21 protein-coding genes and 5 pseudogenes are annotated in these 25,040 nt (G+C 63.7%); 18 read left to right on the forward strand and 8 right to left on the reverse strand.

Annotated elements, in window-relative coordinates; translation table 11 throughout:
- Window positions 1-85: 85 nt before the first annotated feature.
- The 5 genes and pseudogenes from XI02_RS04340 to XI02_RS04360 form a co-directional block, all read right to left on the reverse strand.
- Window positions 86-1,153, reverse strand: coding sequence for a toprim domain-containing protein (locus XI02_RS04340; protein WP_011091007.1), 1,068 nt, complete (start codon window positions 1,151-1,153; stop codon window positions 86-88).
- Window positions 1,153-2,664: a strawberry notch C-terminal domain-containing protein gene (locus XI02_RS46215; protein ID WP_371814032.1), complete on the reverse strand. Its 1,512-nt coding sequence runs from the start codon at window positions 2,662-2,664 to the stop codon at window positions 1,153-1,155. The genes XI02_RS04340 and XI02_RS46215 overlap by 1 nt, the downstream gene beginning before the upstream one ends.
- A pseudogene (locus tag XI02_RS45050) lies at window positions 2,597-5,477 on the reverse strand (strawberry notch-like NTP hydrolase domain-containing protein). Before XI02_RS45050 ends, XI02_RS46215 begins: the two are co-directional and overlap by 68 nt.
- Window positions 5,478-5,749: 272 nt before the next feature.
- Window positions 5,750-6,163 (reverse strand): hypothetical protein, encoded by a 414-nt coding sequence (locus XI02_RS04355; RefSeq protein WP_011091004.1) that lies wholly within the window; start codon window positions 6,161-6,163, stop codon window positions 5,750-5,752.
- A 98-nt stretch (window positions 6,164-6,261) separates the two neighbouring features.
- Window positions 6,262-7,998, reverse strand: a complete 1,737-nt coding sequence (locus tag XI02_RS04360) for a hypothetical protein (RefSeq protein ID WP_011091003.1) — start codon at window positions 7,996-7,998, stop codon at window positions 6,262-6,264.
- Here XI02_RS04360 and XI02_RS04365 point away from each other — a divergent pair.
- The 3 genes from XI02_RS04365 to XI02_RS04375 all read left to right on the forward strand — a co-directional run bounded on the left by XI02_RS04365 (window position 7,955) and on the right by XI02_RS04375 (window position 10,882).
- Window positions 7,955-9,112 (forward strand): ABC transporter ATP-binding protein, encoded by a 1,158-nt coding sequence (locus tag XI02_RS04365; protein ID WP_223153799.1) that lies wholly within the window; start codon window positions 7,955-7,957, stop codon window positions 9,110-9,112. The two genes, XI02_RS04360 and XI02_RS04365, sit on opposite strands and share 44 nt — an antisense overlap.
- Before the next feature lie 7 nt (window positions 9,113-9,119).
- Complete coding sequence (locus XI02_RS04370; RefSeq protein ID WP_011091001.1) at window positions 9,120-9,521, forward strand: hypothetical protein; 402 nt, start codon at window positions 9,120-9,122, stop codon at window positions 9,519-9,521.
- 296 nt (window positions 9,522-9,817) lie between these two features.
- Window positions 9,818-10,882: an IS630-like element ISRj1 family transposase gene (locus XI02_RS04375; protein ID WP_011084514.1), complete on the forward strand. Its 1,065-nt coding sequence runs from the start codon at window positions 9,818-9,820 to the stop codon at window positions 10,880-10,882.
- A gap of 160 nt (window positions 10,883-11,042) precedes the next feature.
- Here the strand turns inward: XI02_RS04375 and tnpB are convergent, their stop codons facing one another.
- Window positions 11,043-11,396 (reverse strand): IS66 family insertion sequence element accessory protein TnpB, encoded by a 354-nt coding sequence (gene tnpB, locus XI02_RS04380; protein ID WP_011091000.1) that lies wholly within the window; start codon window positions 11,394-11,396, stop codon window positions 11,043-11,045.
- Window positions 11,377-11,492: pseudogene (locus tag XI02_RS45055) on the reverse strand (IS66 family insertion sequence element accessory protein TnpB); the annotation flags it as partial. The gene tnpB and the pseudogene XI02_RS45055, both read right to left, overlap by 20 nt.
- A gap of 78 nt (window positions 11,493-11,570) precedes the next feature.
- Here XI02_RS45055 and XI02_RS04385 point away from each other — a divergent pair.
- A pseudogene (locus XI02_RS04385) lies at window positions 11,571-12,523 on the forward strand (IS481 family transposase).
- Between the two features lie 119 nt (window positions 12,524-12,642).
- Here the strand turns inward: XI02_RS04385 and XI02_RS04390 are convergent.
- Window positions 12,643-12,880: pseudogene (locus XI02_RS04390) on the reverse strand (transposase); the annotation flags it as partial.
- A gap of 241 nt (window positions 12,881-13,121) precedes the next feature.
- Between XI02_RS04390 and trbB the strand changes: the two are divergent.
- The 14 genes and pseudogenes from trbB to XI02_RS46220 all read left to right on the forward strand — a co-directional run.
- Complete coding sequence (trbB, locus tag XI02_RS04395; protein WP_011090996.1) at window positions 13,122-14,120, forward strand: P-type conjugative transfer ATPase TrbB; 999 nt, start codon at window positions 13,122-13,124, stop codon at window positions 14,118-14,120.
- On the forward strand, window positions 14,117-14,458 hold the full coding sequence (locus tag XI02_RS04400; RefSeq protein WP_011090995.1) for a TrbC/VirB2 family protein: 342 nt from the start codon (window positions 14,117-14,119) through the stop codon (window positions 14,456-14,458). The genes trbB and XI02_RS04400 overlap by 4 nt, the downstream gene beginning before the upstream one ends.
- Window positions 14,458-14,733, forward strand: a complete 276-nt coding sequence (locus tag XI02_RS04405) for a VirB3 family type IV secretion system protein (protein WP_026312513.1) — start codon at window positions 14,458-14,460, stop codon at window positions 14,731-14,733. The genes XI02_RS04400 and XI02_RS04405 overlap by 1 nt, the downstream gene beginning before the upstream one ends.
- A 7-nt stretch (window positions 14,734-14,740) precedes the next feature.
- Window positions 14,741-17,179, forward strand: coding sequence for a conjugal transfer protein TrbE (trbE, locus tag XI02_RS04410; protein ID WP_011090993.1), 2,439 nt, complete (start codon window positions 14,741-14,743; stop codon window positions 17,177-17,179).
- On the forward strand, window positions 17,176-17,934 hold the full coding sequence (gene trbJ, locus XI02_RS04415; protein ID WP_011090992.1) for a P-type conjugative transfer protein TrbJ: 759 nt from the start codon (window positions 17,176-17,178) through the stop codon (window positions 17,932-17,934). The genes trbE and trbJ overlap by 4 nt, the downstream gene beginning before the upstream one ends.
- Window positions 17,935-17,977: 43 nt before the next feature.
- The gene (gene trbK-alt / locus XI02_RS04420) at window positions 17,978-18,265 is read left to right on the forward strand and encodes a putative entry exclusion protein TrbK-alt (RefSeq protein ID WP_231088586.1); all 288 of its coding nucleotides are present in this window, start codon (window positions 17,978-17,980) and stop codon (window positions 18,263-18,265) included.
- A complete protein-coding gene (gene trbL / locus XI02_RS04425) occupies window positions 18,262-19,623 on the forward strand; it encodes a P-type conjugative transfer protein TrbL (protein ID WP_011090990.1) in 1,362 nt (453 codons plus the stop codon). The genes trbK-alt and trbL overlap by 4 nt, the downstream gene beginning before the upstream one ends.
- 3 nt (window positions 19,624-19,626) lie before the next feature.
- Entirely contained in the window at window positions 19,627-20,316 is a 690-nt protein-coding gene (trbF, locus tag XI02_RS04430) for a conjugal transfer protein TrbF (RefSeq protein ID WP_011090989.1), read from the forward strand.
- On the forward strand, window positions 20,313-21,392 hold the full coding sequence (gene trbG, locus XI02_RS04435; RefSeq protein WP_011090988.1) for a P-type conjugative transfer protein TrbG: 1,080 nt from the start codon (window positions 20,313-20,315) through the stop codon (window positions 21,390-21,392). The genes trbF and trbG overlap by 4 nt, the downstream gene beginning before the upstream one ends.
- Window positions 21,383-22,585 (forward strand): TrbI/VirB10 family protein, encoded by a 1,203-nt coding sequence (locus XI02_RS04440; RefSeq protein ID WP_011090987.1) that lies wholly within the window; start codon window positions 21,383-21,385, stop codon window positions 22,583-22,585. The genes trbG and XI02_RS04440 overlap by 10 nt, the downstream gene beginning before the upstream one ends.
- A complete protein-coding gene (locus tag XI02_RS04445; RefSeq protein ID WP_011090986.1) occupies window positions 22,582-22,806 on the forward strand; it encodes a DUF2274 domain-containing protein in 225 nt (74 codons plus the stop codon). Before XI02_RS04440 ends, XI02_RS04445 begins: the two co-directional genes overlap by 4 nt.
- Window positions 22,807-22,928: 122 nt before the next feature.
- Window positions 22,929-23,870: an alpha/beta fold hydrolase gene (locus XI02_RS04450; protein WP_011090985.1), complete on the forward strand. Its 942-nt coding sequence runs from the start codon at window positions 22,929-22,931 to the stop codon at window positions 23,868-23,870.
- Window positions 23,871-23,878: 8 nt separating this feature from the next.
- Window positions 23,879-24,475, forward strand: a complete 597-nt coding sequence (locus XI02_RS04455; RefSeq protein ID WP_161170741.1) for a ribbon-helix-helix domain-containing protein — start codon at window positions 23,879-23,881, stop codon at window positions 24,473-24,475.
- A 100-nt stretch (window positions 24,476-24,575) separates the two neighbouring features.
- Window positions 24,576-25,040: pseudogene (locus XI02_RS46220) on the forward strand (MFS transporter); the annotation flags it as partial.

Here is a 25,040-nt window from a genome sequence, read left to right on the forward strand (position 1 = left end):
GCGGTCCTCTCCGGCGCCGAGGGGAAGCAGGACCACCGGCCTCGCGATAACGAAGCGGCTGCGTCGCACCTCATCCCCGTTCCGGCTATGCCGCCAGCTCGATAAAGCGCGCGACGTCCTGCGCCGCGATCTGCACGCGGCTCGCGGCCCGAAGGGCGTCAAATCCGAGCAGACGAAGATCCTCGTTGAAGTCGCCAAGCCGTGGCGAGATCACGATCGCCTCGATCCCGGCCTCCTGCGCCCGATCGATCAAGGTCGCCATGGCGCCGTCACCGGCAGGATCGTCATCGCGGGCGATGTAGAGCCGGCGGAGCGTGTCCGGGAGAAGGATGGCTGAGAGATGCGCCGCCGATAGGGCCGCGACCATCGGCATGGTCGGCAGCACGCTGCGGAGCGACAGCATCGTCTCGATGCCCTCGCCGGCCGCCATGACCTCACCCGCTAGGCCAAATCGAACGGCGTGACCAAGCAGGTCGCCCATCGCCCGTTTCGGCGTGTCGATCAGCGCCTTGCCGAGCGTCGTCTCGCTGAAGCCTCCGGGGTCAAGCCAGGTGCGATGCGCGCCGGTCAGGTGGCCGCGGAGATCGGTGACGGCGGCGATCATCGCCGGCCAGGTCTCGGTCGCGCTGTGGTCGTCGGGCCTGTAGTAGCAACGTGGGTGAAAGCGCAGACTTCCGGTTTCGTGCAAAGCCGTAATGCCGCGATTGCGGAGATACGCTTCTACGAGTGTGCCTGCGATCGACTGAGACACGCCGAAGAGCCGCCGCGCCGCCTCTGGCGATCCGAGGGGCGCGGGCGACGTTCTCGACCGGAGGCGATTTGGCGCAGGCTCCGGTTCTGGACGCGGCAGGCTCAGAAAGCGTCGTGCCTCATTGGCGACGTCGCGAAAGTTCGTGAAACAGCAGCTCTCGCGGATCACGTCGAGGAGATCGCCATGCTCGGCCGAGGCAGCATCTCGCCAATGCCCAGCGGCGCCGGGTCCGGATTCCGGTCCGCTGAGCCGGACGAACATCGACCGGCCGGGCGTATTGCGGACGTCGCCCACCGTCCAATATCGGCCCTGGCGCCGCCCGTTGGACAGGTAATGGCGGCACACGGCCTCGGCGTCACGCGCAAGACGGCGGGCCAGTTCGGAGGCGTTGTCGCGGGCCATCAGGCGGCCTCCCGCTCGCCGATGCGCACGATCGGATAGTGGTCGAGCACCTTTGCCAACACGGCGGCGCCGGTCGCATCTGATGGCACGAACATGCGCAGCTTCCACGAGATGATTTCGCTGAAGAGGCCGTATGCGCGCAACCGGTCACGCATCACATCTGTAAAGCCGGACAGTTCGAAGCGATGGGCGCCCATCACGCGGACACGACGGAGCTGCAGATCCTCGGCGAGCTCAAGGACGGTGCGCCCCTCCATCAGCGCCGAGAAGGCTTCGTTCGGGGTCAAGCTGCAGGTCGCGGTCATGCAAGCGCTCGCGGCCCAAGCTGGCGAGACCCTGCGACCGATGATGCGCTCGCCAGCATCGGTCTGGAGCCGATAGACGCGCGTCGACTCGTTCGGCAACCGCTTCCAGATCGGCAGCAGCAGACCTGCGACGATGTGGAGCGTGCTCTCAGCGAACTCGGGAACGTCGACGACTTCGCCGTTCCATGCCGCGGCGAATGTCTCGCGATCCGTAGGCTGCCAGTGGCTCTCGTCCATCATCTTCATCGAAGCATGATGGTGCTCCATCGGACGAATCAGCCGCACCCGACTTTCGATCTCGCCGTCATCGAGCATGAAGCTCGGCGCCGGAATCTGCACCGCGGCGCGACCCGAGCGCTCGTTGACCAGCAGCACCGCCCGAGCATCGGCGAGATAATCGAGCGCTTGATCCAGCGTCATGGGACGGTTGCGCCGGCGTTCGGTGATCGTGAGCAGCCGGGTTTCCGCGCCGGTCGCAGGGTGCGTGTAGATCGGATGCCGACCGGTGACGACGAAGCTGTCGGCCTGTAGCGTCTCCAGGCCAATGTCGTAGACGCCGCTAGCAATGGCGCCTTCGACCTTGGCGTTCAGCAATTGCTCGAAGGCCGTGAACAGCAAAGCTTGCAGGCCTATCGTGAGCGCGAGCAGCCGGTTCAGGAACGTCGTGATCGGCGGTAGCTCGTCCTTGATGCCGTTTTCGTCGACGAGCTTCAGGCCCGTGGCGTCCTCGAACATCTCGAGCGAGCAGCCTTCGACCTTGCCGCGCACGAGCAGCAGGTAGAGCTGGCGCAGCGCATCGCGGGCGTAGTGGCTCTCGAGATTGTCCTCAGGCCGAAACAGGCCTTGGCCGCCGGTCTGGCGCTGGCCGCGCGTGATGGCACCCAGCGTGTCGAGCCGGCGCGCGATGGTCGAGAGGAAGCGCTTTTCCGCCTTCACGTCGGTCGCAATGGGGCGGAATAGAGGCGGCTGCGCCTGGTTGGTGCGGTTCGTTCGGCCGAGACCCTGGATCGCGGCATCGGCCTTCCAGCCCGGCTCGAGCAAATAATGGACCCGAAGCCGGCGATTCCGCGCCGAGAGTTCGGCATGGTAGCTGCGGCCTGTGCCGCCAGCCTCCGAGAAGACACGCACGCGCTTCAGGTCATCCATGAAGGCGGCGGTCTCTGCGAGATTGGCGGAAGCTGCACGGCTCGACGGTAAGGCGGTCACATCTGCGCACCACGCGCCGCGAACGGCCGGTCACTTCCGCCACGAGGTCCGTGCCGAAGCGCTGCACGATCTGGTCGAGCGCGCCGGGAACAGGCGGAAGCGACGCGAGCCGCTCGATCAGCTCATTGCGGCGGGCGACGGCCTCGCGGCTCTCGACCGGCTGGCCGTCGCGGAAGACGGGCCGCGACGAGAGATTGCCCTCGGTGTCGGTGAAGGGCTCATAGGCCTGCACCGGGAAGGAATGGGCGAGGTAATCCAGCACGTATTCGCGGGGCGTGATGTCCACGCGCACGTCGTTCCATTCCTCAGGTGGAATCTCGGCGAGCCGACGCTCCATCAGCGCCTCGCCGGTCGATACGATCTGGATCACCGCGGCATGGCCCTCGGCCAAGTCCCGCTCGATGGAGCGGACCAGGGTCGGCGTCTTCATGCTGGTGAGCAGATGACCGAAGAATCGCTGCTTGGCCGATTCGAAGGCCGAGCGCGCGGCCGACTTCGCCTGGCGGTTGAGCGTGCCGTTCTCACCGGTAATGTTGGCGGCCTCCATTGCCGCGTCGAGGTGATTGTGGATGACGCTGAAGGCAGCGGCGTAGGCATCATAGATCCGGCGCTGCTCGTCGGAGAGCTGGTGCTCGACCAGTTCATACTCGACGCCGTCGTAGGAAAGCGAGCGGGCGGTGTAGAGACCGAGCGAACGAAGATCGCGAGAGAGCACCTCCATCGCAGCGACCCCGCCCTCCTCGATCGCCTCGACGAACTCGGCGCGGGTGGCGAACGGAAAATCCTCGCCGCCCCACAGCCCGAGGCGCTGGGCGTAGGCGAGATTGTGGACGGTGGTGGCGCCGGTCGCCGAGACATAGACGACGCGGGCATTGGGCAGCGCATGCTGAAGACGCAAGCCTGCACGCCCCTGCTGCGAGGGCGCGACATCGCCCCGCTCGCCCTTGCCGCCACCGGCATTCTGCATGGCATGGCTCTCGTCGAAAATGATGACGCCGTCGAAGTCGGAGCCCAACCATTGAACAATCTGCCGGACGCGCGAAAGCTTCTCGCCGCGGTCGTCGGACCGCAGCGTAGGTTAAAAATAGGACGCCCTCGGCCAACCGGATGTCGTACCCTTGAGGGAAGCGCGAGAGCGGCGTGACCAACAGACGCTCCATGCCGAGCGCCGACCAGTCGCGCTGCGCGTCCTCGAGCAGCTTGTCGGACTTAGAGATCCAGACCGCCTTGCACCGGCCCTGGAGCCAGTTGTCGAGAATGATGCCGGCGGACTGGCGACCCTTGCCGGCGCCGGTCCCGTCACCGAGCATGAAGCCGCGACGGAAGCGGACGGCGTTCGGTGCGTCGTCGCGGGCGGCCGCGACGAGGTCGAAGGTCTCGTCTACCGTCCAGGCGCCAGCGAGATAGTTACCATGCGCCTCGCCAGCATAGATGACCGTCTCAAGCTGGGCGTCGGACAGAATGCCATCGCTGACGAGGTTTGCCGGCAGCCGTGGCCGATAGCTCGGCTTCGGCGGCGCGACCGAGGCCATCGCGGCCGACTGCACCAGCTTGGTCGGATGCGCCTGCGCACCGTGGATCCGGATCGATTGGAGCCGGTATTCTTCGTAGATGGCGTCGCTGAGGCGCGCGCCCTCGGGCGGCGCCCAATCTGTCGCCTCATAAGCGAGGTCGACGGCTTCGGGATCGGCGACCGACGCCTTAACCGGCTGTGCAGCGGCGCTCGCGAGATAGCCGCGCACGGTGCGACGCGCCGGCGAGGCTGACACGGGAAGCACACCGGTCGATGCGACGCTCAGACGAGGTGGAACGTGTTCGCCGATCCAGCGGAGCAGTGTCGCAACGTCGGGCGCCATTCCCGGCGACGCCGGGAACGCGCTCGGATCCGCGGCAGGCACTTTGTCGATGACGGTGAGACGCGTCTCGATCGTGGTGCCGTGCTTGGCATAGACCGCGCCGGCGATCGCCGCAGTGAACACCACGCGGCCGCGTTCCTGCAGTCGGGCGAAGGCGTCATGCCAGGCTGAGGCTTCGGGTGAGACGTTTGCGCCTGATATCGTGACCAGCCGGCCGCCATCGGCGAGACGCGCCAGGGCCGAGGCGATGTGACGGTACGCGGTGTCGGCCATCCGGCCCGAAACGTTTGCCATCGCCGAGAACGGCGGGTTCATCAGCACGAAACTCGGGACCACCGTGGGATCGAGGTGGTCGTCGATTTGGGCCGCGTCGAAGCGCGTGACGGAAACGGCCGGAAAGAGAGAAGAAAGTAACACGGCCCGGGTCTTGGCCAGTTCGTTCAGCACAAGCCCGCTGCCGGCAATCTCGGCGAGGATGGCGAGCAGCCCGGTGCCGGCGGACGGCTCCAGCACGCGATCCGCCGCAGTAATGGCGGCCGCAGTCAGCGCAGCCAGGCCGAGCGGAATCGGGGTCGAGAATTGCTGGAAGATTTCGCTCTCGGCAGAGCGGCGCGTGTGGGTCGGCAGAAGCCTTGCGATCTTTTCCAAAGCGGAAAGTCGTGAAGCCGCAGAATCAGCTTTGCGGAAGAGCGCCTTTCCGTATTTGCGTAAGAACAGGACGGTGGCGACCTCACAAGTGTCATAGGCCATCTTCCAGTCCCAGGCGCCCGTCGCATCGGATGCGCCGGAGGCCACTTCCATTGCGGCGCGGAGAAGCGCGGCGTCGATGCGTCGGCCACGCTCGAGATGCGGAAGGAGATGACTCGCGGCAGCGATGATGATACTGGCGCCCTCGGGAGCGCGAACAGGCGAGATCGGAGCGGCCGGGTCGGCCGCGATCGGGGAATGGTCATTCATGGAGGAAGCCTTCAGGAGAGCGGGAATGGGCGAGCCGATCGGCGCTCTCTCTGACCGCGCCGGCTCAAACCCGTCCCGGCCGTCCTCTCCCTCTCAGCATCAAGGCGGTGCCCGACATGAGAAACGGCGCCCCACCGGGTTGGCGGCGCGCCGTGTACAAAGCGTTCGTCAGTATCCGAACTGCCAGGACGGCTACGCCTGGCCTTCGTCAGCGGCGCCCGCTTCCGCGAGGTAGCTCGCATCGCCTTCGACGACGGTGACGGCGTATTTCGTCACGACGCAGCTCCTTCGATCGGATCATTTTCGCCCGCGAGAATGGCCTCGGCCTTCGCGATGGCGGCGTCTGCCCGCCGGCGCCAAAGCTCGACATCCATTGAGCCTTCCTCCGGAACGTGGATGAGTATTTTGAGCAGACCGAGCAGCAACTCGAAATGGCCGGCCTTGCGCTGGACCTGCTCGCCGAAACGTGAGGGAAACGCCAGGCGTGGGCCGCTATAGGCAGCGTCGCGGCCTTCCCAGGCACCGGTAACATAGGTATCGCCAGACGTTTCAACGTCCGACCTGTTGTCGTCCCAGCCCTCGTCGGCGATCGCAAGATCGCAGGCTTGGTCGAGCGTTTCGGCTTCGTAGGTTCGCTGCCGATAGATCGGCAAATGATAGGTCGTCTCGATGGTGAAGAAGGGCACGATAGCCTCCAGAATGCAAAAGCCCGGCTCGCGCCAGGCTTTGGTGTGAATGGCAGTGAAAAGACGCGGGACGGCCGAAGCCGCCCCGCGTGCTCGAGCTATTCGGCCGCGATCATGCGCGACTCGTCTGCTTCATCGGCCGGAGTTTCCTCGTCGTCGCCGGCGAGGAATTCCGGCAGCGCCTCGCCATCGCCCTCGGGCTCCGCAGCATCGACAGCCGCCGCCAATTGGGCGTCGGGCATCCGCAGGGGCTCGGGCAGCCAGCCGGCCTCGGCGAGGAGGCGCTCGGCCTCCTTGGCCATGTCGCCCTTCTTCAGATGATCGATGAGCTGCGCGGCCCGCTCGCCGGCCCCCTCCCGCACCGCTTCCAGGATGCGGAGCTTCGGGACGCGGCCGAGATAGTTCTCGACGGTCGGGCGCCAACCGGACTCCACCATGTCGAGGTCGACGGCCCGGGCGATGCGATCGGCCTCAGTGATCCGGTGCTCGACGGTGTGCGGCGTGATGCCGCCGCCGTAGCGGTCGCCCTTCTCGTAGAGCGCGTTGATGCCGAATGAGGCGCAGTGCGCGAAGAGCGCCGCCTGCTCGTCGCCGGTGAGGCCGGTCAGCCAATCCCAGAGTTCGGTCTTCTCCTTGGGCAGGCGCTCCTCCCACGTCTTGTGGCGCGCGTCGATCGCCTTGGCCGCTGGCGTGTCCTTCAGCCCTTGCGCTTGCACCGGGAAGCTGACGCTGCGCACCGAGACCTCCATCGCCGTCCCGTAGGAGGAATAGCGGGAGAAGACGTCGAGGCAGAATTTGTGCAGCACCGCCTGGAAGGCGACCGAAGGCGTGATCGCCAGCCTGTCGCGCAGCGCCAAAGTCCGCTCCGCCGTGAGCTCGGTCAGCAGGCGATCGGGGAGCGGCTTCACCGCATCATCATCCTCATCCTCTGCCTCCGCGAGCTGCCCGCCGATGGTGATGACGGCGCGCTGGATTCCCGGCGCTGATGGTTCGGCGCCGTCGAAGGTCGCGGCAGCGGGTTCGCCATCGCTGCCCTGCTCTGGCTCGGCCACGGGTAGCTCGTCCTCAGGGCGGACGTAACCGCGATCAACCAAGAGCGTGCCTTCGGCGTCGATGCCGACGAACACACCCGCGCGGGCGATGTCGGCAAGCTGATAGTTGATGGGTCGATCGTCAAAGACGGCGAGAGCCGTCTCGATTTCGCCAAGTCGCTGGTCAACCTCGTCGGGCAGCTCATCCGCGCCGTCATGCTCGGCTTCCAGCCTGGCAAATTCGGCCTTGAGCGCCTCGATGGTCGCCTGCTCTTCGGCGGTGAGACCGGCGGATACGCTGTCCAGCTCGCGCAAGCCACGCGTGTGGCCGTAGGGGAAGTCGATCGCGACCTCGATCCACTTCCAACCTTCGGCAGCGATCGTTTCTGCCTCCGCCTTCAACTTCTCGGCGACCAGGCGGTCGAGCAGAGCGACGTCCTCGAGCCAACCGCCGTCGTCGGACTGGAACAGGTCGCGCAGCACCACACCGCCAGCCGCCTCGTAGGCGTCGAGGCCGACAAACACGGCCCTCCGGTCGGAGGCGCGCGCCGTCTTCTCCGTCAGCATGCGGCGGATCTGATAGGGCTCCTTCTGCCAGGAGCCGGAGATGGCCTGCCAGACCTGTTCCTGGCGTCCATGATCCGCGGTGACGGTGAAGGCCATCAACTGCTCAAGCGACATGCCGTCCTCGGCATAGATGTCGAGCAACGCGGGCGAGACCGAGGCCAGGCGCAAGCGCTGCTTCACCACATTGACCGAGGTGAAGAAGACCGCAATCGCGATTGCATTGACCTGGAGTTCCACGCGTCAGGCACGCGCGCTCCTGGATGCGGCGATCGAAGCCGGACAGGAGAATGCTCGGTTCGTCGGCAACGTCATGAACGCGATGGACACGTTGCGCCATTTCGGCAGTCACTCCTGGATCAACGAGTGCTTTATGATAAGGGCGCGGGAGGTGCGTGATAACTGGCGAGCCTACGTGTTGCAACGACTGGCCTACATCGCCGTGCTCGGCCTTGCCGTCGCGCTGCAATTTGCGGTCACGCTTCTCCTTCTTATACCTGAATATCACGCCGGCGCGATCACCATTGGCGATATGGTGCTATTCAATACGCTTCTGCTTCAGCTCAATATGCCCTTTGAGACGGTCGCGAGGGCGATCTCTGACGTGGCGCGGTCGCGAGCCGACCTCATCCCTCTAGGTAGACTGTGGGCCGCACCAGAAGAGCGGCAAGCATCTCATGCTCACGATTTCAAGCCCTCCGCTGACCAGCTCTCTTTCGAGAGCATTGGTTATGCCTACGACAACGGTCGCGGCGTTACCGACGTCTCGTTTAAGGCCGGGCGCGGCGGGATTACTTTTCTTGTCGGTGAAACCGGATCGGGGAAGTCCACGATCTTTAAGCTCGCCCTGAAATCGATTGAGCCCGACTACGGCCGAATTCTCGTCGATGGAACGGATATAGCGAGCGTCGATCGCGCGGATTGGTATGCCGCAGTTGCTCTCGTGCCGCAGGAGGTGATGTTGCTCAATGAGCCGCTAGCTGACAACATTTTGTTAGGACGGCCCCGCGACGAGGTACGCCTTCGCGATGCGTCGAAAGAAGCCGCTATTCTCCCGTTGATTGAGGCGCTACCGGAAGGATTTGAAACAACCGTTGGAGAACGCGGCTTGAAGCTTTCCGGCGGGGAGCGACAGCGCGTTGCTATTGCCCGCGCGCTCTATGGACAGCCGGCGATCCTTCTTCTCGACGAGGCTAGCTCCGCGCTCGACGAACGAACCGAACGGGACGTTATGGACCATATACGCACGCTAGCTGAGGATGTGACTGTGCTAGCGATCACTCATCGGAGAGGTGTCATCTCCACGAGCGACGTCGTGGTCGATCTGACCGACTGCGCCTTGTCAGTGACTTAGACGAAGAGTGCCGCAGCCGTTTCGTAAGACGCCCAGTTTCAGGCACCCGGCATGCCCACGAGCACGACCGGCCGCTCGCCGTGCGCTGTCGGATGCGATCATTGTTGTCGTAGTGAATCTGTCTGTAGATTTCAGCGACAAACTCGCCGAGGGAAGAGAAGCGGACCGGAATCGCGAGGTCGATCTTGAATTTGTCGTAGAAACTCTCCCGGTACCCATTCTCCCAGTGACGGTCTTTCTTCGAGCGGGAGATGGCGATATTGAGCGACACAAGGAAGGCGCGGGCGGCTTTCGCGTTGTACTCGGCACCGTTGTCGGGGCGGAAGATCGCGGGACGGCCGTGCGCAAGGAGCGCATTGCCGAGAGCGGGTCGCGCAAGAATTCCTCGATCTGCCGCCGGAGCGCATGAGCGCATGGTCGCGCTCCGGCATCTTGCGTTTGTAGTACAGCGCAGGGGCTGAAACGGCGAGCGATTGCGCGCGCCTCGCGTGCGGCCACGCCGGCGTCTCTCATCTCTTTTTGGGCCTCGTTAAGCTTCAGGGTGACGAGGCGGACCATCCTCAGGAGCTCGTCGTTCTCCCCTCGGAGCTTGGCAATCTCCATGACGGAACGGCCACTTGATACCGTGCCCGCGATTAAAGAACGGGCCACTCATCGAGCTAGTACCCACTTTTCTTGGAACGTGAGTCGTGATTCAAGGTCGGGATGATACCCGAAGCAAGAGAAGTCCACCTTTCGAGGAAAGATCGCAAGGTGCTTGAGGCGTGCTGTCGCTCACCGGTGACGTTGCAGCGCGATTTGAAGCGGGCGCGGATAGTTCTGTTGGCGGCGGATGGGCGCAGCACCCGGTCGATCGCCAAGGAAGTTGGGGTCCAGCCGCGGATTGTCAGCCTTTGGCGGCATCGCTATGCCGACCATGGCCTTGAAGGGCTGCAAGACAAGCCGCGGCCTGGCAAGCAGCCGATTTATACGAAGACGACCGACAAGCGGATTCTGAAGCTGCTGGATAAGCCGCCACCGCAAGGGTTTGCGCGCTGGACCGGCCCCCTGCTGGCCGAGGCGCTGGGCGATGTCGATGTCCAATATGTCTGGCGGTTCCTGCGCAGCCACAAGATTGACCTGGTGGCTCGCAAGTCCTGGTGCGAGAGCAACGACCCGAACTTTACGGCCAAAGCCGCCGATGTTGTCGGCCTCTATGTCGCGCCGCCGGCGAAGGCCATTGTGCTGTGCGTGGACGAGAAGCCCTCGATCCAGGCTTTGGAGCGAGCGCAGGGTTATCTGAAGTTGCCCAATGGCCGCGCCTTAACCGGCCAAAGCCACGATTACAAGCGGCATGGCACCACAACATTGTTTGCGGCGCTCGAAGTCGCCACCGGAAAGATCATCGCGACCCATTCAAAACGCCGGCGCCGCGTCGAGTTTCTCGATTTCATGAACAGCGTCACCGCGACTTTTCCGAACCGCAAGCTTCACGTCATCCTCGACAACCTCAACACCCATAAAAAGAACGAGGACTGGCTCAAGGCCCACCCCAACGTGCAATTTCATTTCACGCCGACAAGTGCGTCATGGCTCAATCAGGTCGAAGTATGGTTTTCCATCTTGCAGGGGCAGTCGCTCAGCGGCACCTCCTTCACGAGCCTCAAGCAGCTTCAGGAACACATCGATGCCTACGTCAACGCATACAACGACAGAGCCGAGCCCTTCGTCTGGACCAAGAAAAAGGTCCGGCAACGCCGTTTCAAAGGCCGCCGTATCACTCAGCTCTGATTCCGGGTACTAGGCTCGAAAGGTGAAGCAGTAAAGAACGCGCAAAGGGCGTTGATTGAGCGTAAGCACGATTTTCCTCGCACGTTGACGCGCGGGCTTTTGACGGATGGCGTTCGTATCTGGCGATACTGGGCTGTTCAGGCCGTGGCGGCTTTGGGGCTCAGCCGGCAACCTGATATTGCCGCACCGGATGGCGGACCATCGCATCGATATCGATGCCGTCAAGGATCGAGTGCAATTGCTCGGTCGTCAGCGTGACGACCGCCTCTTGGCGGCGCGGCCATCGGAACTTGTCCTCGGTTAGCCGCTTCAGGACCAGCACAAAGCCGGACCGATCGAAGAACAGCAGCTTCATCCGGTCGCAACGGCGATTGCAGAACGCAAAAACCGCAAGAGCGAACGGATCGAGCGCCATCGTCTCCTGGACCAGAACCGCAAGGCTGTTGATGCCAGCCCGGAAGTCGATCGGCTCACGGTGCAGATAGACCTGAAGCTCACCGCCCAGTCTGAACATGGCCCAGTGCTCCGATGATCGCCGTCATGCATCCACATCGCCGCATTCCAGCGCAAGCTTCACGCCGTTCGGCAGGGACGCGCTCACTTGGGCTAGATTTGGTCTCTCAGGAGGTTGTCCATCTGGTCTGAACCGAGGAAGCTGAGGTTGCGAAGCTTCAGTGTTCCAAGGCAGATGAACGTCCACAAGAATGCGCCTTTGACGCTCAAAGGTCGAGAGGCGATGGTGCGAGGCGTGGTCGAGGGCGGGCTGAGCCAGGCTGATGCGGCAAATCAGTTCAACACGACACCGAAAACCGTGGCCAAATGGGTCAAGCGGTTCCGCGCAGAAGGCGTGGATGGTTTGCGCGACCGCTCGTCGCGACCTCGTTCATCGCCGAGCCAAACCCCGCCGGCCACGTGCGCCGCCGTCGAGACGTTGCGCCGGCAGCGCCACACCGGCAAGCAGATTGCTGCCGAGGTCGAGGTGTCACCGGCCACCGTCAGCCGTATCCTTCGCCGCTTGGGATTAAGCCGGATACGCGATCTGGAGCCCGCCGAGCCGGTGCGCCGGTACGAGCGCGAGCACCCCGGCGAGCTCATCCATATCGACATCAAGAAGCTCGGCAGGTTCGTAAGACCAGGCCACCGCATCACACACGATCGCCAGAAAGGCGAAGCCGCGGCGCCGGCCACGAGTTCGTCCACGTGGCCATCGACGATGCATCGCGCTTGGCCTTCTCCCAGATCCGGCGGGATCAGAAAAAGGAGAGCGCCATCGCCTTCCTCAAGGAGGCCGTCACTTACTACCGCAGCCTCGGCATGAAGGTCACCGGCATCATGACCGACAACGGCTCCTGCTACCGCGCCAAGGCCTTCGCCAGAGCGTGCAGGAAGCTCGGCCTCAAGCACATCTTCACCAGACCCTACAGACCGCAAACAAACGGCAAGGCCGAACGCTTCATCCAGACAGTGCTGCGCGAATGGGCCTACGCTCGCGCCTATGACACCTCAGACCAGCGCGCCAAAAACCTGCCAATCTGGCTTCATCACTACAACTGGCATCGCCCGCACGGCAGCCTGCAGGCCAAACCACCCATCAGCCGCCTCGGCCTCCCGAAGGACGACCTGTTGAGATTCCACAGCTAGAGAACAAAAAGCTGTAGTCCCCTTGGGTTCCGACCCGCGCACTTCATCGCAAGTCGCCGGCAAATCAACCGTCGCCACGCTGTCTTGTCGCGACAGGGCTCGATCGGCGGTCTCCTCAAGCTGAACCCGGATGAACGCCGATGGTGAAGATGGCGGCAGAGACCTGGTCGCGGTGTGCTTCTTGATCCACTTCCGAAGCAGGTTCGCGTTGACCCCGTGTTCGAGCGCAAGTCTCGATACCGAAACCCCAGGCTCAAGACAGGTCGCGACAAGACGCTCCTTCGATGCCGCCTCGTAGCGCCGGCGACCGTTCCGGCCAACAAGCCTCACTCGCAATTTCTGATCATCGTCTGCCATCACAAGGTGCCCACCTATTTTGGTGGACACCTCATGCATCAGAGTACTCAAAAGCAAAAGGTGGAGGGAAATTCGCGCTTACTGTCGATCAGCATGCTTCGACGCAGCAAGTATTTTTTCGCCGCTCTACGCCCGCTTCCTACGACGCCTGAATACTTGTTGAACTAACCCGTTTCCTGCCTTTTCTATCCATCCCCGTTGCTGATCGCTTGCCGCGATTGGTACTCGACGGGGGACGATCGTGGCGGGCACTTCACTCCATTCGGAAGCCTTCTCGCGTGGCGCGCGCATGCTGCGCACCGCGCTTGGTCCCGCGATCGCCACCTTCCTGGAAGACCCCTCGATCGTCGAGGTGATGCTCAACCCCGATGGTCGGCTCTGGGTCGACCGGCTGTCCGGCGGGCTGGAGGATAGCGGACGAACGATGTCCGCCGCCGACGGCGAGCGGATCGTGCGCCTGGTCGCGCACCATGTCGGCGCTGAGGTGCATGCCGAAAAGCCCCGCGTCTCGGCCGAGCTTCCCGAGACGGGGGAGAGGTTCGAGGGGCTTCTCCCGCCTGTCGTTGCGGCGCCGGCCTTTGCGATCCGCAAGCCTGCGGTGGCTGTTTTCACCCTGGATGACTACGCGGCGGCCGGCATCATGACGGCCGGGCAGGCGGGCATGCTCCGCGAAGCCGTCGCGGCCCGCAAGAACATCCTGGTCGCCGGCGGCACGTCGACCGGCAAGACCACCCTGACAAACGCGCTGCTGGCGGAGATCGCCGGCACCACCGATCGCGTGGTCCTGATCGAGGACACGCGTGAACTGCAGTGCCGCGCGCCGAATCTGGTCGCGCTGCGCACCAAGGACGGCGTGGCGTCCCTGTCGGATCTGGTTCGGTCTTCCCTCCGCCTACGCCCCGACCGGATTCCGATCGGCGAGGTACGGGGCAGCGAAGCCCTGGAGCTCCTCAAAGCCTGGGGCACGGGCCACCCCGGTGGGATCGGAACGATTCACGCCGGCACGGCTCTGGGCGCGCTTCGCCGCCTCGAGCAGCTCATCCAGGAAGCCGTCCTCACTGTTCCCAAGGCGCTGATCGCCGAGACCATCGATCTCGTCGCGGTTCTGCGCGGCCGCGGCAGCGAACGCCGCCTCGCTGAACTTGCTCTCGTCGCCGGCCTCGATCCCGCCACCGGCGACTACCGCGTCAACTCTGCCGCGGCGGGCGGCCCATCCTCACTTCCCGGAGACCCCTCATGATCCAGTTTCCTCCCGCGATCCGTCGCGTGCGACTCCGCTTCACGGGCCTCGCCGCAATTGCCGTCATCTCCATTGCAATCGCGCCCGCGGCCTACGCCTCCGGCTCGTCGATGCCGTGGGAGACGCCGCTCAATCAGATCCTGGAGTCGGTGCAAGGGCCGGTCGCGAAGATCATGTCGGTCATCATCATCACCGTGACCGGCCTGACGCTTGCGTTCGGCGATAGTTCCGGTGGCTTCCGCCGGCTGATCCAGATTGTCTTCGGTCTGTCGATCGCCTTCGCCGCGTCGAGCTTCTTCCTGACCTTCTTCAGCTTCTCCGGCGGAGCGCTGGTGTGATGGCCGGCATCATCGATCTAGACGTGCCGGGCTTCTTCGCGCCGGTTCATCGCGCGCTCACCGAGGCAATCCTGATGGGCGGCGCGCCCCGCACGGTTGCGATCGCCAACGGCACGTTGGCCGCGGCAATAGCGCTCGGCCTCCACCTCTGGATCCCCGGCGCGCTGATTTGGGCCGTGGGCCATGCCGCGGCGGTCTGGGCGGCCAAGCGCGACCCGCAGTTCGTGGACGTCGTTCGACGCCACCTCCGCTATCCTTCTTACCTCGGCGTGTGAGACTTCCATGCTGAACCTCGCCGAATACCGCAACCGGCCCCACAGTCTTGCCGACTTCCTGCCCTGGGCCGCTTTGGTCGAGAAGGGCGTCGTCCTCAACAAGGACGGCGCGTTCCAGCGCACGGCGCGCTTCCGCGGGCCGGATCTCGACAGCGCGACGCCTGCCGAACTGGTCGGCGTAACGGCCCGACTCAACAACGCGCTCCGCCGTCTCGGCTCAGGTTGGGCGATCTTCGTCGAGGCCCAGCGCATCGCCGCCCAGACTTATCCGCACAATACTTTTCCTGACGCCGCATCAGCGCTGGTCGATTTGGAGCGGCGGGACGCTTTCGAGGAGGCGGGCGCGCATTTCGAGAGCCGCTATTTCCTGACCTTCGTCTGGCTCCCGCCGGCTGAGGACGCCTCGCGGATCGAAGGCTGGCTCTATGAGGGCCGCGCGCAGAGCGGCGTCGATCCCCACGAGCTGCTGCGTGGTTTTGTTGATCGGACCAACCGCGTCCTGCAACTTGTCGAAGGGTTCATGCCTGAGGTGGCGTGGCTCGATGATGGCGAGACGCTGACCTACCTGCATTCGACGATCTCGACCCGGCAACAGCGCGTGCGCGTCCCCGAGACGCCGATGCATCTCGACGCGCTGCTCGCGGACGAACCGCTTGCCGGTGGCCTCGAGCCGCGGCTCGGCAACCATCATCTTCGTACACTCACGGTGGTCGGCTTTCCGACCGCGACCTATCCCGGAATCCTCGACGAGCTGAACCGGCTTGCCTTTCCTTACCGCTGGTCGACCCGCGCGATCCTCCTCGACAAGACCGAGGCGGTGAAACTCTTGACCAAGATCCGCCGGCAGTGGTTCGCCAAGCGCAAGTCGATTGCAGCCATCGTCAAGGAGGTGATGACCAACGAGGCCTCGACACTGGTCGATAGCGATGCGGCGAATAAGGCCACTGACGCCGATCTCGCCTTGCAGGAACTGGGCACCGACGACGTCGGTCAAGCCTACATCACCGCGACCGTCACCGTCTGGGACGAGGACCCCGGTCTCGCCACTGAGAAGCTTCGCCTCGTCGAGAAGGTGATCCAGGGGCGCGACTTCACCTGCATGCCGGAAGGGGTGAACGCGCTCGAAGCCTGGCTCGGCTCTCTGCCGGGTCACGCCTACGCCAACGTTCGCCAACCGCCGCTCTCGACACTGAACCTCGCTCACCTGATTCCGCTTTCAGCGGTCTGGGCCGGGTCAGATCGGGATGAGCATTTCCGCAGCTCCCCGCTCTTCTTCGGTAAGACCGAAGGCTCGACGCCGTTCCGGTTTTCGCTGCATGTCGGCGACGTCGGCCACACCCTGATCGTCGGCCCGACCGGCGCCGGCAAATCCGTGCTGCTGGCGCTGATGGCGATCCAGTTCCGGCGCTACCGGAAAAGCCAGATCTTCGCCTTCGATTTTGGTGGCTCGATCCGCACGGCGGCCCTTGCCATGGGCGGCGACTGGCACGACCTCGGCGGAAGTCTGTCCAACAGCGCCGAAGATTCAGTCTCCCTTCAACCCCTCGCACGTATCGGCGATGCGGCCGAGCGCGCCTGGGCGGCCGAATGGGTGACGGCAATCCTCGCCAAGGAGGGCGTCACCATCGATCCGACCGTGAAGGAGCACGTCTGGTCGGCATTGACGTCACTGGCGTCCTCACCGGCCGAGGAACGCACGATCACCGGTTTGACGGTTCTGTTGCAATCGACCGCACTCAAGCAGGCGCTGCAACCTTATTGCGTCGGCGGCTCCTCCGGCCGTTTGCTCGACGCGGAGGCCGAGCAGCTCGGCTTTGCGTCGGTGCAGGCGTTCGAGACCGAGGGCTTGATCGGCGCAGGCGCGGCGCCTGCCGTCCTCACCTACCTCTTCCATCGCATCGAGGGCCGGCTCGACGGCCGGCCGACCCTCCTCATCATCGACGAGGGGTGGCTCGTCCTCGACGATCCAGCCTTCGCGCAACAGCTCAGGGAATGGTTGAAGACCCTGCGGAAGAAGAACGCTTCCGTCGTCTTCGCCACTCAATCGCTTTCCGACATCGATGGCAGCAACATCGCGCCAGCGATCGTCGAGAGCTGCCCGACGCGGATATTCCTGCCGAACGAGCGCGCGATCGAACCGCAGATCACCGCCATCTACCAGCGGTTCGGCTTGAACGACCGCCAGATCGAGATCATCGCGCGGGCGACGCCGAAGCGCGACTACTATTGCCAGTCTCGTCGCGGCAATCGGCTGTTCGAGCTCGGCCTTGGGCCAGTTGCGCTCGCCTTCTGCGCCGCCTCCTCCAAGACCGACCATGCCGCAATCGAACGGCTGCTTGCCGAGCACGGCCGTGACGACTTCACGGCCGCCTGGCTCGCCGATCACGAACTGCTGTGGGCCGCCGATCTCATCCCTGACCTGACAAACCTGGAGGTGCAATCATGACCGCTCTCGAAGTGCGGCGCGCTGGCTTGGCCGCTGCGACGGCTCTCTCGCTCGCCTTTTCGATCTCGCCGCTTTCGACGACCTCGGTCCTTGCGCAGTGGATCGTCTACGACCCCACCAACTTCAGCCAGAACGTGCTGACCGCGGCGCGCGAGCTGCAGCAGATCAACAATCAGATCCAGATGCTGACCAATCAGGCCCAAAGCCTGGTGAATCAGGGAAAGAACCTCGCCAACCTGCCGTTGTCGACGCTGACCCAGCTTCAGTCATCGATTGCCAAGACCCAGTCACTGCTGAGCCAGGCCCAGAACATCGCCTTCAACGTCGAGCGCGTCCAGACGATGTATTCCAGCACCTACGGCACGGCGGCGGCGACGGGCTCCAATGCAACAATGTTTGCCGCGGCTCAAAGTCGTTGGCAGAACTCGGTGGGCGCTTTCGAAGACTCGCTGAAGGTGCAGGCCGGCGTCGTCGGCAATATCTCGACCAACTCCAGCGCAATGAGTACGCTGGTTACCGCCAGTCAGTCGGCAAGTGGCGCTTTGCAAGCCGCTCAAGCCGGCAACCAACTCCTCGCGCTGCAATCCCAGCAGCTATCCGATCTCGTCGCGGTGCTCGCCGCGAAGGGACGGGCGGATGCGCTGGAGCAGGCGCGCGTAACGGCGACCGAGTCGCAGGGCCAGCAGCAATACAAAATCTTCTCGACACGCAGCGGCTATCAGCCGGGCAACGTCACCATGTTCAGCGGCAACTGAGGCACCGATCATGGAGCGCTCGGATATCTTTCGCGCAGGCGCGATGATCGTCGTGTTCGTGATTTTCCTCGCCGCGCTGCACGTCATCCATCGGCGTCCAGCCGAGCGGCCGGTATCCGACGCCCCCTCTGTCTCCGCTCCCGATGACCTCTCGGCCGAGCTGCTCCGCTGCGCCGAGCTTGGACCCCAGGATGCCGAAGATCCGCACTGCCAGGCGGTTTGGAAGGAGAACCGCGCGCGCTTCTTCGGCAGGCCGGCGCGGCCACGTCTGCCGCAAGCCGCGCCGGCCACTCAGCCGATGACGGCTGTTCCAAAGGGAGAGAAGCCGTGAACAACGTCGGCGTCATCGACACCTTTCTCAATACTTTCACGACCTACATTGATTCGGGTTTCGGCCTGATCAAGGGCGAGGTCACGTATTTGTCGTCGACGTTGATCGTCATCGACATCACGCTCGCGGGCCTGTTCTGGGCTTGGGGCGCAGACGAAGACATTCTCCAGCGACTGGTGAAGAAGACCCTCTACATCGGCTTCTTTGCCTTCATCATCACTAACTTCACCAAGCTCTCAGGCATCATCTTCAACAGCTTCGCAGGCCTCGGCCTGAAGGCCGGCGGCTCGTCGATCTCGACGGCGGACTTCCTGCGGCCCGGCCGGCTTGCGCAGGTCGGCCTCGACGCCGGGCAGCCGTTGCTCGACTCCGCAAGCCAAATGATGGGCTTCACCAGCTTCTTTTCCAACTTTGTACAAATTGCCGTGCTGATGGTGTCCTGGCTGCTGGTGCTGATCGCCTTCTTCATTCTGGCGGTGCAGCTCTTCGTCACGCTGATCGAGTTCAAGCTGACGACGCTCGCCGGCTTCATCCTCATTCCGTTCGCGCTCTTCAACAAGACCGCCTTTCTCGCGGAGAAGGTGCTGGGCAATGTCGTTGCCTCCGGCGTGAAGGTCATGGTGCTCGCCGTCATCGTCGGCATCGGCACCGGGCTCTTTTCGCAGTTCACCACCGCCTATGCCGGCGGCCAGCCGACGATCGAGCAGGCGCTCTCTGTCGTGCTCGCGGCGCTCGCTATGCTGGGCCTCGGCATCTTCGGGCCCGGCATCGCGACCGGGCTTGTTTCCGGCGCGCCGCAGCTTGGTGCGGGCGCTACCGTCGGCACGGGTCTGGCTGTTGCCGGTACAGCGATGGTCGGCGGCGCGGCGCTCGGTTTGGCCGGAAGGGGAGCGATGGCAGCCAGCTCTGGTGCTGCGGCTGCCGCGCGCGGCGGTGCGGCGATGGCGGGCGGCATGTCCTCCGCCTACAGCCTCGCATCAGCCGGTCGGTCCGGCGCCGGCGGCGTCGCGTCCGGTCTCGGCGGTGCAGGCCGTGCGGCGGCTAGTCACGCGGCAGCTCCCGTCAGACGCGCCGCTGCGCAAGCGGCAGGGACAATGACGGAGAGCTTCACTTCTGGCGCCCGTGCCGGCGTCGCCAACACGGGTGGCTCCTCGACGATGGGGACCATTCGGAGCGGCGCGGCCGCAAACGATGGAGCCGCATCTCAAGTGCCGAGCGAGAGCGGTCCGCCCGCCTGGGCCCAACGCGTCAAGCGCAATCAGACCGTCATTCACGGCGCTCAGACCACCGCGCAAGCCCTCAAATCCGGCGACAGCCATGGCGGCGGCCACTCCGTCGACCTCTCGGGAGGAGAATAACGAATGTCAGTCTTCCGGCGATCGTCGGTTCGTTACGGCCGCACGCCCGAACCAGAAACCCCCTACCAGCGCGCAGCGCAAGTTTGGGATGAGCGCATTGGATCCGCCCGGGTGCAGGCCAGGAACTGGCGGCTGATGGCCTTCGGTTCGCTGATGCTGTCCTGCGGCCTTGCCGGTGGACTCGTCTGGCAATCCACGCACGGCACTGTCGTTCCCTGGGTGGTGCAGGTCGACAAGCTCGGCGAAGCGCAAGTCATGGCGCCCGCTACCGCCGACTACAGGCCGAACGACCCACAGATCGCCTGGTATCTCGCCCACTTCATTCAGATCGTTCGCTCGCTTCCGGCCGACCCGATCATCGTGCGGCACAACTGGCTGCAGGCCTATGATTTCACAACCACGGCGGGCGCGGCGGCGCTGAACGACTACGCCCGCGCCAACGACCCCTTCGCCAATCTCGGCAAGCAGCAGGTCGCGATCGACGTCTCCAGCGTCATCCGCGCCTCGCCCGACAGTTTTCGCGTGGCCTGGGTTGAGCACCGCTTTCAGGACGGGGCGCTCGCCGGCACCACGCGTTGGACCGCGATCCTCACCATCGCGATTCAGCCGCCCACCGACGCCGATCGGCTGCGCAAGAATCCACTCGGCATCTACGTCAACGCCATCAACTGGTCAAAGGAGCTGGGACAATGACCCCGCCGATTTTCGCAAAAGCCGGCGGTCCGGCTTCGCGTTTTTCCATCGTTCATCAAAACCGGAAGGACGGCGATACGTCTTTCCGTAAATCCGCTTTGACGGCTTTGCTGATATCCGTCTCAGCCCTTGGCGGCTGCGCGCACAATTTCATCCCACCCGACATCAGCTACGACACTGCGGAGCCTGCGACGCTCACCGTCGACCCGGCGCCGCCCGTCAAAATCGTGGAGTTGCCCCAGCCGCTGCCACTGCCCGGGCAGTTGAAGCCGCTCGCCGCCGGCAAACGCGTCCCGGAAGCCGCCGATCCAAAGGTTCGCGTCAAACAGGCCAACGCCGCGGCACGGGTGCAGCCGGTCCGCAATGGTTTCATCAACGCAGTACAGGTCTATCCGTTCTCCGGCGGAGCCCTCTACCAGGTCTACACGGCGCCCGGCCAGATCACAGATGTCGCCCTCCAGGAGGGTGAGCAACTCGTCGGCTCCGGTCCGGTTGCCGCCGGTGACACTGTGCGCTGGATCATCGGCGATACCGAGAGCGGCGCGGGCGCGACCAAGAAGATTCATATCCTCGTCAAGCCGACGCGGCCGGATTTGGTCACCAATCTCGTGATCAACACCGATCGGCGGACCTATCTCCTCGAGCTGTGCTCGACGGAAAAGACCTATATGGCCTCGGTCTCCTGGCAGTATCCCGAGGACCAGCTGATTGCGCTTCGGCGGCAGAATGCGGCCGCTGAAACTGCGGCGCCAATTGCGGCTGGCGTCGATCTCGCCTCGATCAACTTCCGCTACTCTATTGAGGGCGACGACCCGGCCTGGCGTCCGCTGCGCGCCTTTGATGACGGCAACAAGGTCTACATCGAGTTCCCAAGCGGTATCGCCCAGGGTGAAATGCCGCCGCTGTTCGTGATAGGTCCAGCCGGCGGCTCCGAACTGGTGAACTACCGAGCAAACCGTAACTACTACATCGTCGACCGCTTGTTCGCCGCCGCCGAATTGCGTCTTGGCGACAAGGATAGTGAGCGGCGCGTGCGCATCGTCCGCACCGACGGAAGGCCGCGCGCATGGCGATAGACAGCGAAGACGAACGTCAGGGCGACATTCCGCCCGTCGCGCCGCCGGACCTGCGGCTCCGAGGCGAGCGGCCCCGTGTCACACGGCTCTCGCGCAAGGTCCTTGTCGGCCTCGGCGCGCTGTCTGCCCTCGCGGTCGCGGGCGCGCTCGGCTACGCGCTCCAGACCGGCAACAAGGCGCAGAGCGGCCAAGAACTGCTCAGCACCCAGAACCGGCCTTCGGCCGAGGGTCTGGCCGGGTTGCCGAAAGACTATACCGGCCTGCCGCGTCAAGCACCGCCGCTCGGGCCGCCGCTGCCCGGCGATCTCGGCAAGCCGATCCTCAACACCGGCGCTGCACCGAACACGATGGCGGCGACGTCAGATCCCGAGACGCAGCGCAGGGGCCAGGAAATCGAGGCGGCGCGGGTCAGCCGCCTCTTTGCCCAAACTGCTCAGCAACCGCAGAGCGTCGGCCAACTCATCCCGAATGCCTCCGCTGGCGCCACGGCCACTCCGGCCGCGACACCGCCCGTCGATGCCGGATCTGCCCAGAACATGCAGGACCGCAAGACGGCCTTCCTCACTGCTCCGACAGACAAGCGCACGGTCAGTCCGGAACGGCTCGAAGCCAAGGCCTCACCTTACGTCGTGCAGGCGGGCACCGTGATTCCGGCTGCGCTCATCACGGGCATTCGTTCCGATCTGCCCGGCCAAGTCACCGCACAGGTGACCGAGGCGGTCTGGGACAGTCCGTCTGGCAAATATCTTCTGATCCCGCAGGGTGCCAAACTGATAGGTCAGTACGATAGCTCCGTCGCGTTCGGCCAGTCCCGCATCCTCCTGGTCTGGACCCGCATCATCATGCCGGATGGCAACTCGATCGTGCTAGAGCGCCAGCCCGGCGCCGACACCGGTGGTTATGCCGGTCTCGAGGATGAGGTCGACAACCACTGGGGCATGCTGTTCAAGGCTGCCGTCCTCTCGACCATGCTCAGCGTCGGAGGCGAGGCGGGCACGAGCCAGAATGAGAACAACCTCGTTCAAGCGATCCGTAGCGGCGCGTCCAACAGCATCAGCCAGACCGGCCAGCAGATCGTGCAGCGCCAGCTCAACATCCAGCCGACGCTGACCATCCGGCCAGGTTTCCCGGTGCGGGTCATCGTTACGCGGGATTTGGTGTTGGCTCCCTACCGCCAGGAGGCAAGCCGATGAGCAAGCTGAAGCTCGGAACCATCCTCGACGATAAGCCGGTGAAGATCGCCGTCGAGTTGCCGGCTGCCGTCCATCGCAATCTCCTCGCCTATGCCGAGGCGATCGCGCGCGAGAGCGGACAGCCGGCACCCGATCCCGCCAAGCTCATCGCTCCGATGATCCAAAGATTCATGGCAACAGACAAGGGGTTTTCAAAGGTGAAACGCGCGGCAACAAATTGATAAGGGGACGATCGTTCAGCGTTGCCTTGCAGAAACGGCCGGGACGAAAGCCCATCAAGTCAAATCCGGTCATAGACCAGCATTTTGCTCACGTAGACGCGTTCAGGTGAACAGGAAGTCAGATGCCATATATCGATGCCACGGGTGTGAAGCTTTATTTTGAGGAAGCCGGGGAAGGTCATCCGATCATTTTCCTGCACGAGTTCGGCTCAGATAGCCGCGGATGGAAAACCCAGGTTCGCTACTTTTCTCGTGCCTATCGCTGCATCACTTTCAACGCTCGCGGATATGCCCCCAGCGACGTTCCTGACGATCCGACGCTATATGGCTGGGAGCTCGCTGTGAACGACATCGCCGCCGTCATGCGTGGCCTCGCTGTCGAACACGCACACCTGGTCGGATTGAGCATGTGCGGATATGCCGCCTTGCAGTTCGGATTACGCTATCCGAAGAGAGCCAGCGCGATTGTCGCGGCCGGTGTGGGATCCGGATCGGCTCCTTCCCAGCAGGACGCCTGGTCGAGAGAAACCTCCATTCTCGCGCGGGCTTTCATCGAGCGCGGGATGGACGCGATGGCCCGGAGAATGGCGCATGGTCAGACTCGTATTCAACTCAAATACAAGGACACACGGAGCTGGGAAGAGTTCCAGGAACGCCTGCGTCACCACTCACCGCTAGGTATGTCGAATACGATGGCGCGCTGTCAGGGGGTGCGACCGCCATTGCATGATCTGGCCGATCAGTTCTCAACGATGCGAACACCGGTATTGCTGGCCCTGGGCGATGAAGACGCGCCCTGCCTTGAGACTAACCTGATGCTGAAAGCAGTGCTTCCCAACGCCGGTCTTTGGATCTGTCCCAACACCGGCCACACCATCAATCTGGAAGAGCCGACAGCATTCAATGCTCAGCTCGACAGCTTTCTAGCCGCCGTCGAGCGTGGGAGCTGGCGCCGCGGGCATCCGGAAATTGAGGCTGAATCCGATCTGAAACTTGAGATGACGTGCGATACACGCACGAAGGCAGTGGCCCGTTACTGCAACACTCCAGGCGCTTCACAGTGAGTCCTCTCATGAAATCCCGGACCGGCGTTCATCTCAGCGAATCCATGTCAACGCGGTTGACCGCCGCGGCTACACGCACGGGAGTCACAAAGTCAGAACTTATTGAAGCCGCGCTCGATAGCTTTCTCGAATCCGATAACGCTGCTGAACATTTCGCGATCGTGGCAGGCCGCCTCACTGAGTTGAACGATCAGATCGGGCGTCTCGGTGCCGATCTCAAGATGGTGAATGAGGCCGTCGCCCTTCACGCGCGCTTTCACTTGGCTGTTACGCCCTCGTTATCGGCGGCAGAGCAGCATATGGCGACTGTGGTGGGCTCAGAACGCTTCGATGAGTTCGCTGCGCAAGTAGGACGTCGTGTTGAGCGGGGGACATCCCTCCTCCGGGAGACGATGAACCGGCGCCTCGTGACGAATAAGAACCGCTGGGCGAGCCACCTTGCGGCAAGCGCGGATCGCCGCACGAATTGCAGGTCTTCAGAACCAGACCGTCGTCTGTCCGACACGGTTGATGGCGGGTCAGAGCCGAATGCTGCCGTGCGGGAGGGCGGCAGCATTCGAACCTTTCCAGACCGGACCAACATCCCGCTACAGCGAGAGATCTAACGGCGCTGAAACCACGCCTTATTCGCGGCCGCCTAGCCCAAGCCGCACCTACGTGCCGCGACGATCAGTTGCAGACGTGATGGGTGTCTCCGCACTTGTCATGCGGGTGTTTCTACCTTTTGCTGTCGGTTATTACCTCTCGTACCTCTTCAGGACAATCAACGCTTTGATCGCCGCTCCCCTGACATCGGAATTGGGGCTCGACACTGGTGATCTTGGCTTGCTGACTTCGGTCTATTTTCTCACCTTCGCGGTAGCGCAGATACCCGTCGGCATCCTTCTGGATCGATATGGTCCGCGGCTGATCCAGAGCGTGCTGCTGGTTGCTGCTGCGGTCGGCGCCGCATTGTTTGCTACGTCAGACAATTTGCTCATGCTGCTTCTAGGCCGGGCGCTACTCGGTCTCGGCGTCGCCGCGAGCCTGACCGCCGGATTGAAAGCCCTCGTTCTCTGGTTTCCGAAGGACCGTCTTCCGTTTCTCAACGGCCTGATGGTCATGCTCGGTGCATTGGGAGCAGTCACCACGACCTCGCCGGCGCAGTGGTTGCTGGCTTGGGTTGGGTGG

Source organism: Bradyrhizobium sp. CCBAU 21365 (genome assembly GCF_015291305.1).
In the GTDB taxonomy this organism is placed as follows: Bacteria; Pseudomonadota; Alphaproteobacteria; order Rhizobiales; family Xanthobacteraceae; genus Bradyrhizobium; species Bradyrhizobium elkanii.

Coding starts and splice junctions, on each gene's coding strand:
- trbG (WP_011090988.1), top strand. CDS start 20,313: ATGACCCCGCCGATTTTCGCAAAAGCCGGCGGTCCGGCTTCGCGTTTT.
- XI02_RS04450 (WP_011090985.1), top strand. CDS start 22,929: ATGCCATATATCGATGCCACGGGTGTGAAGCTTTATTTTGAGGAAGCC.
- trbE (WP_011090993.1), top strand. CDS start 14,741: ATGCTGAACCTCGCCGAATACCGCAACCGGCCCCACAGTCTTGCCGAC.
- tnpB (WP_011091000.1), bottom strand. CDS start 11,396: ATGTTCAGACTGGGCGGTGAGCTTCAGGTCTATCTGCACCGTGAGCCG.
- XI02_RS04440 (WP_011090987.1), top strand. CDS start 21,383: ATGGCGATAGACAGCGAAGACGAACGTCAGGGCGACATTCCGCCCGTC.
- trbK-alt (WP_231088586.1), top strand. CDS start 17,978: ATGATCGTCGTGTTCGTGATTTTCCTCGCCGCGCTGCACGTCATCCAT.
- trbJ (WP_011090992.1), top strand. CDS start 17,176: ATGACCGCTCTCGAAGTGCGGCGCGCTGGCTTGGCCGCTGCGACGGCT.
- XI02_RS04455 (WP_161170741.1), top strand. CDS start 23,879: ATGAAATCCCGGACCGGCGTTCATCTCAGCGAATCCATGTCAACGCGG.
- XI02_RS04445 (WP_011090986.1), top strand. CDS start 22,582: ATGAGCAAGCTGAAGCTCGGAACCATCCTCGACGATAAGCCGGTGAAG.
- XI02_RS04340 (WP_011091007.1), bottom strand. CDS start 1,153: ATGGCCCGCGACAACGCCTCCGAACTGGCCCGCCGTCTTGCGCGTGAC.
- trbF (WP_011090989.1), top strand. CDS start 19,627: ATGTCAGTCTTCCGGCGATCGTCGGTTCGTTACGGCCGCACGCCCGAA.
- XI02_RS04375 (WP_011084514.1), top strand. CDS start 9,818: ATGATACCCGAAGCAAGAGAAGTCCACCTTTCGAGGAAAGATCGCAAG.
- XI02_RS04405 (WP_026312513.1), top strand. CDS start 14,458: ATGGCCGGCATCATCGATCTAGACGTGCCGGGCTTCTTCGCGCCGGTT.
- XI02_RS04400 (WP_011090995.1), top strand. CDS start 14,117: ATGATCCAGTTTCCTCCCGCGATCCGTCGCGTGCGACTCCGCTTCACG.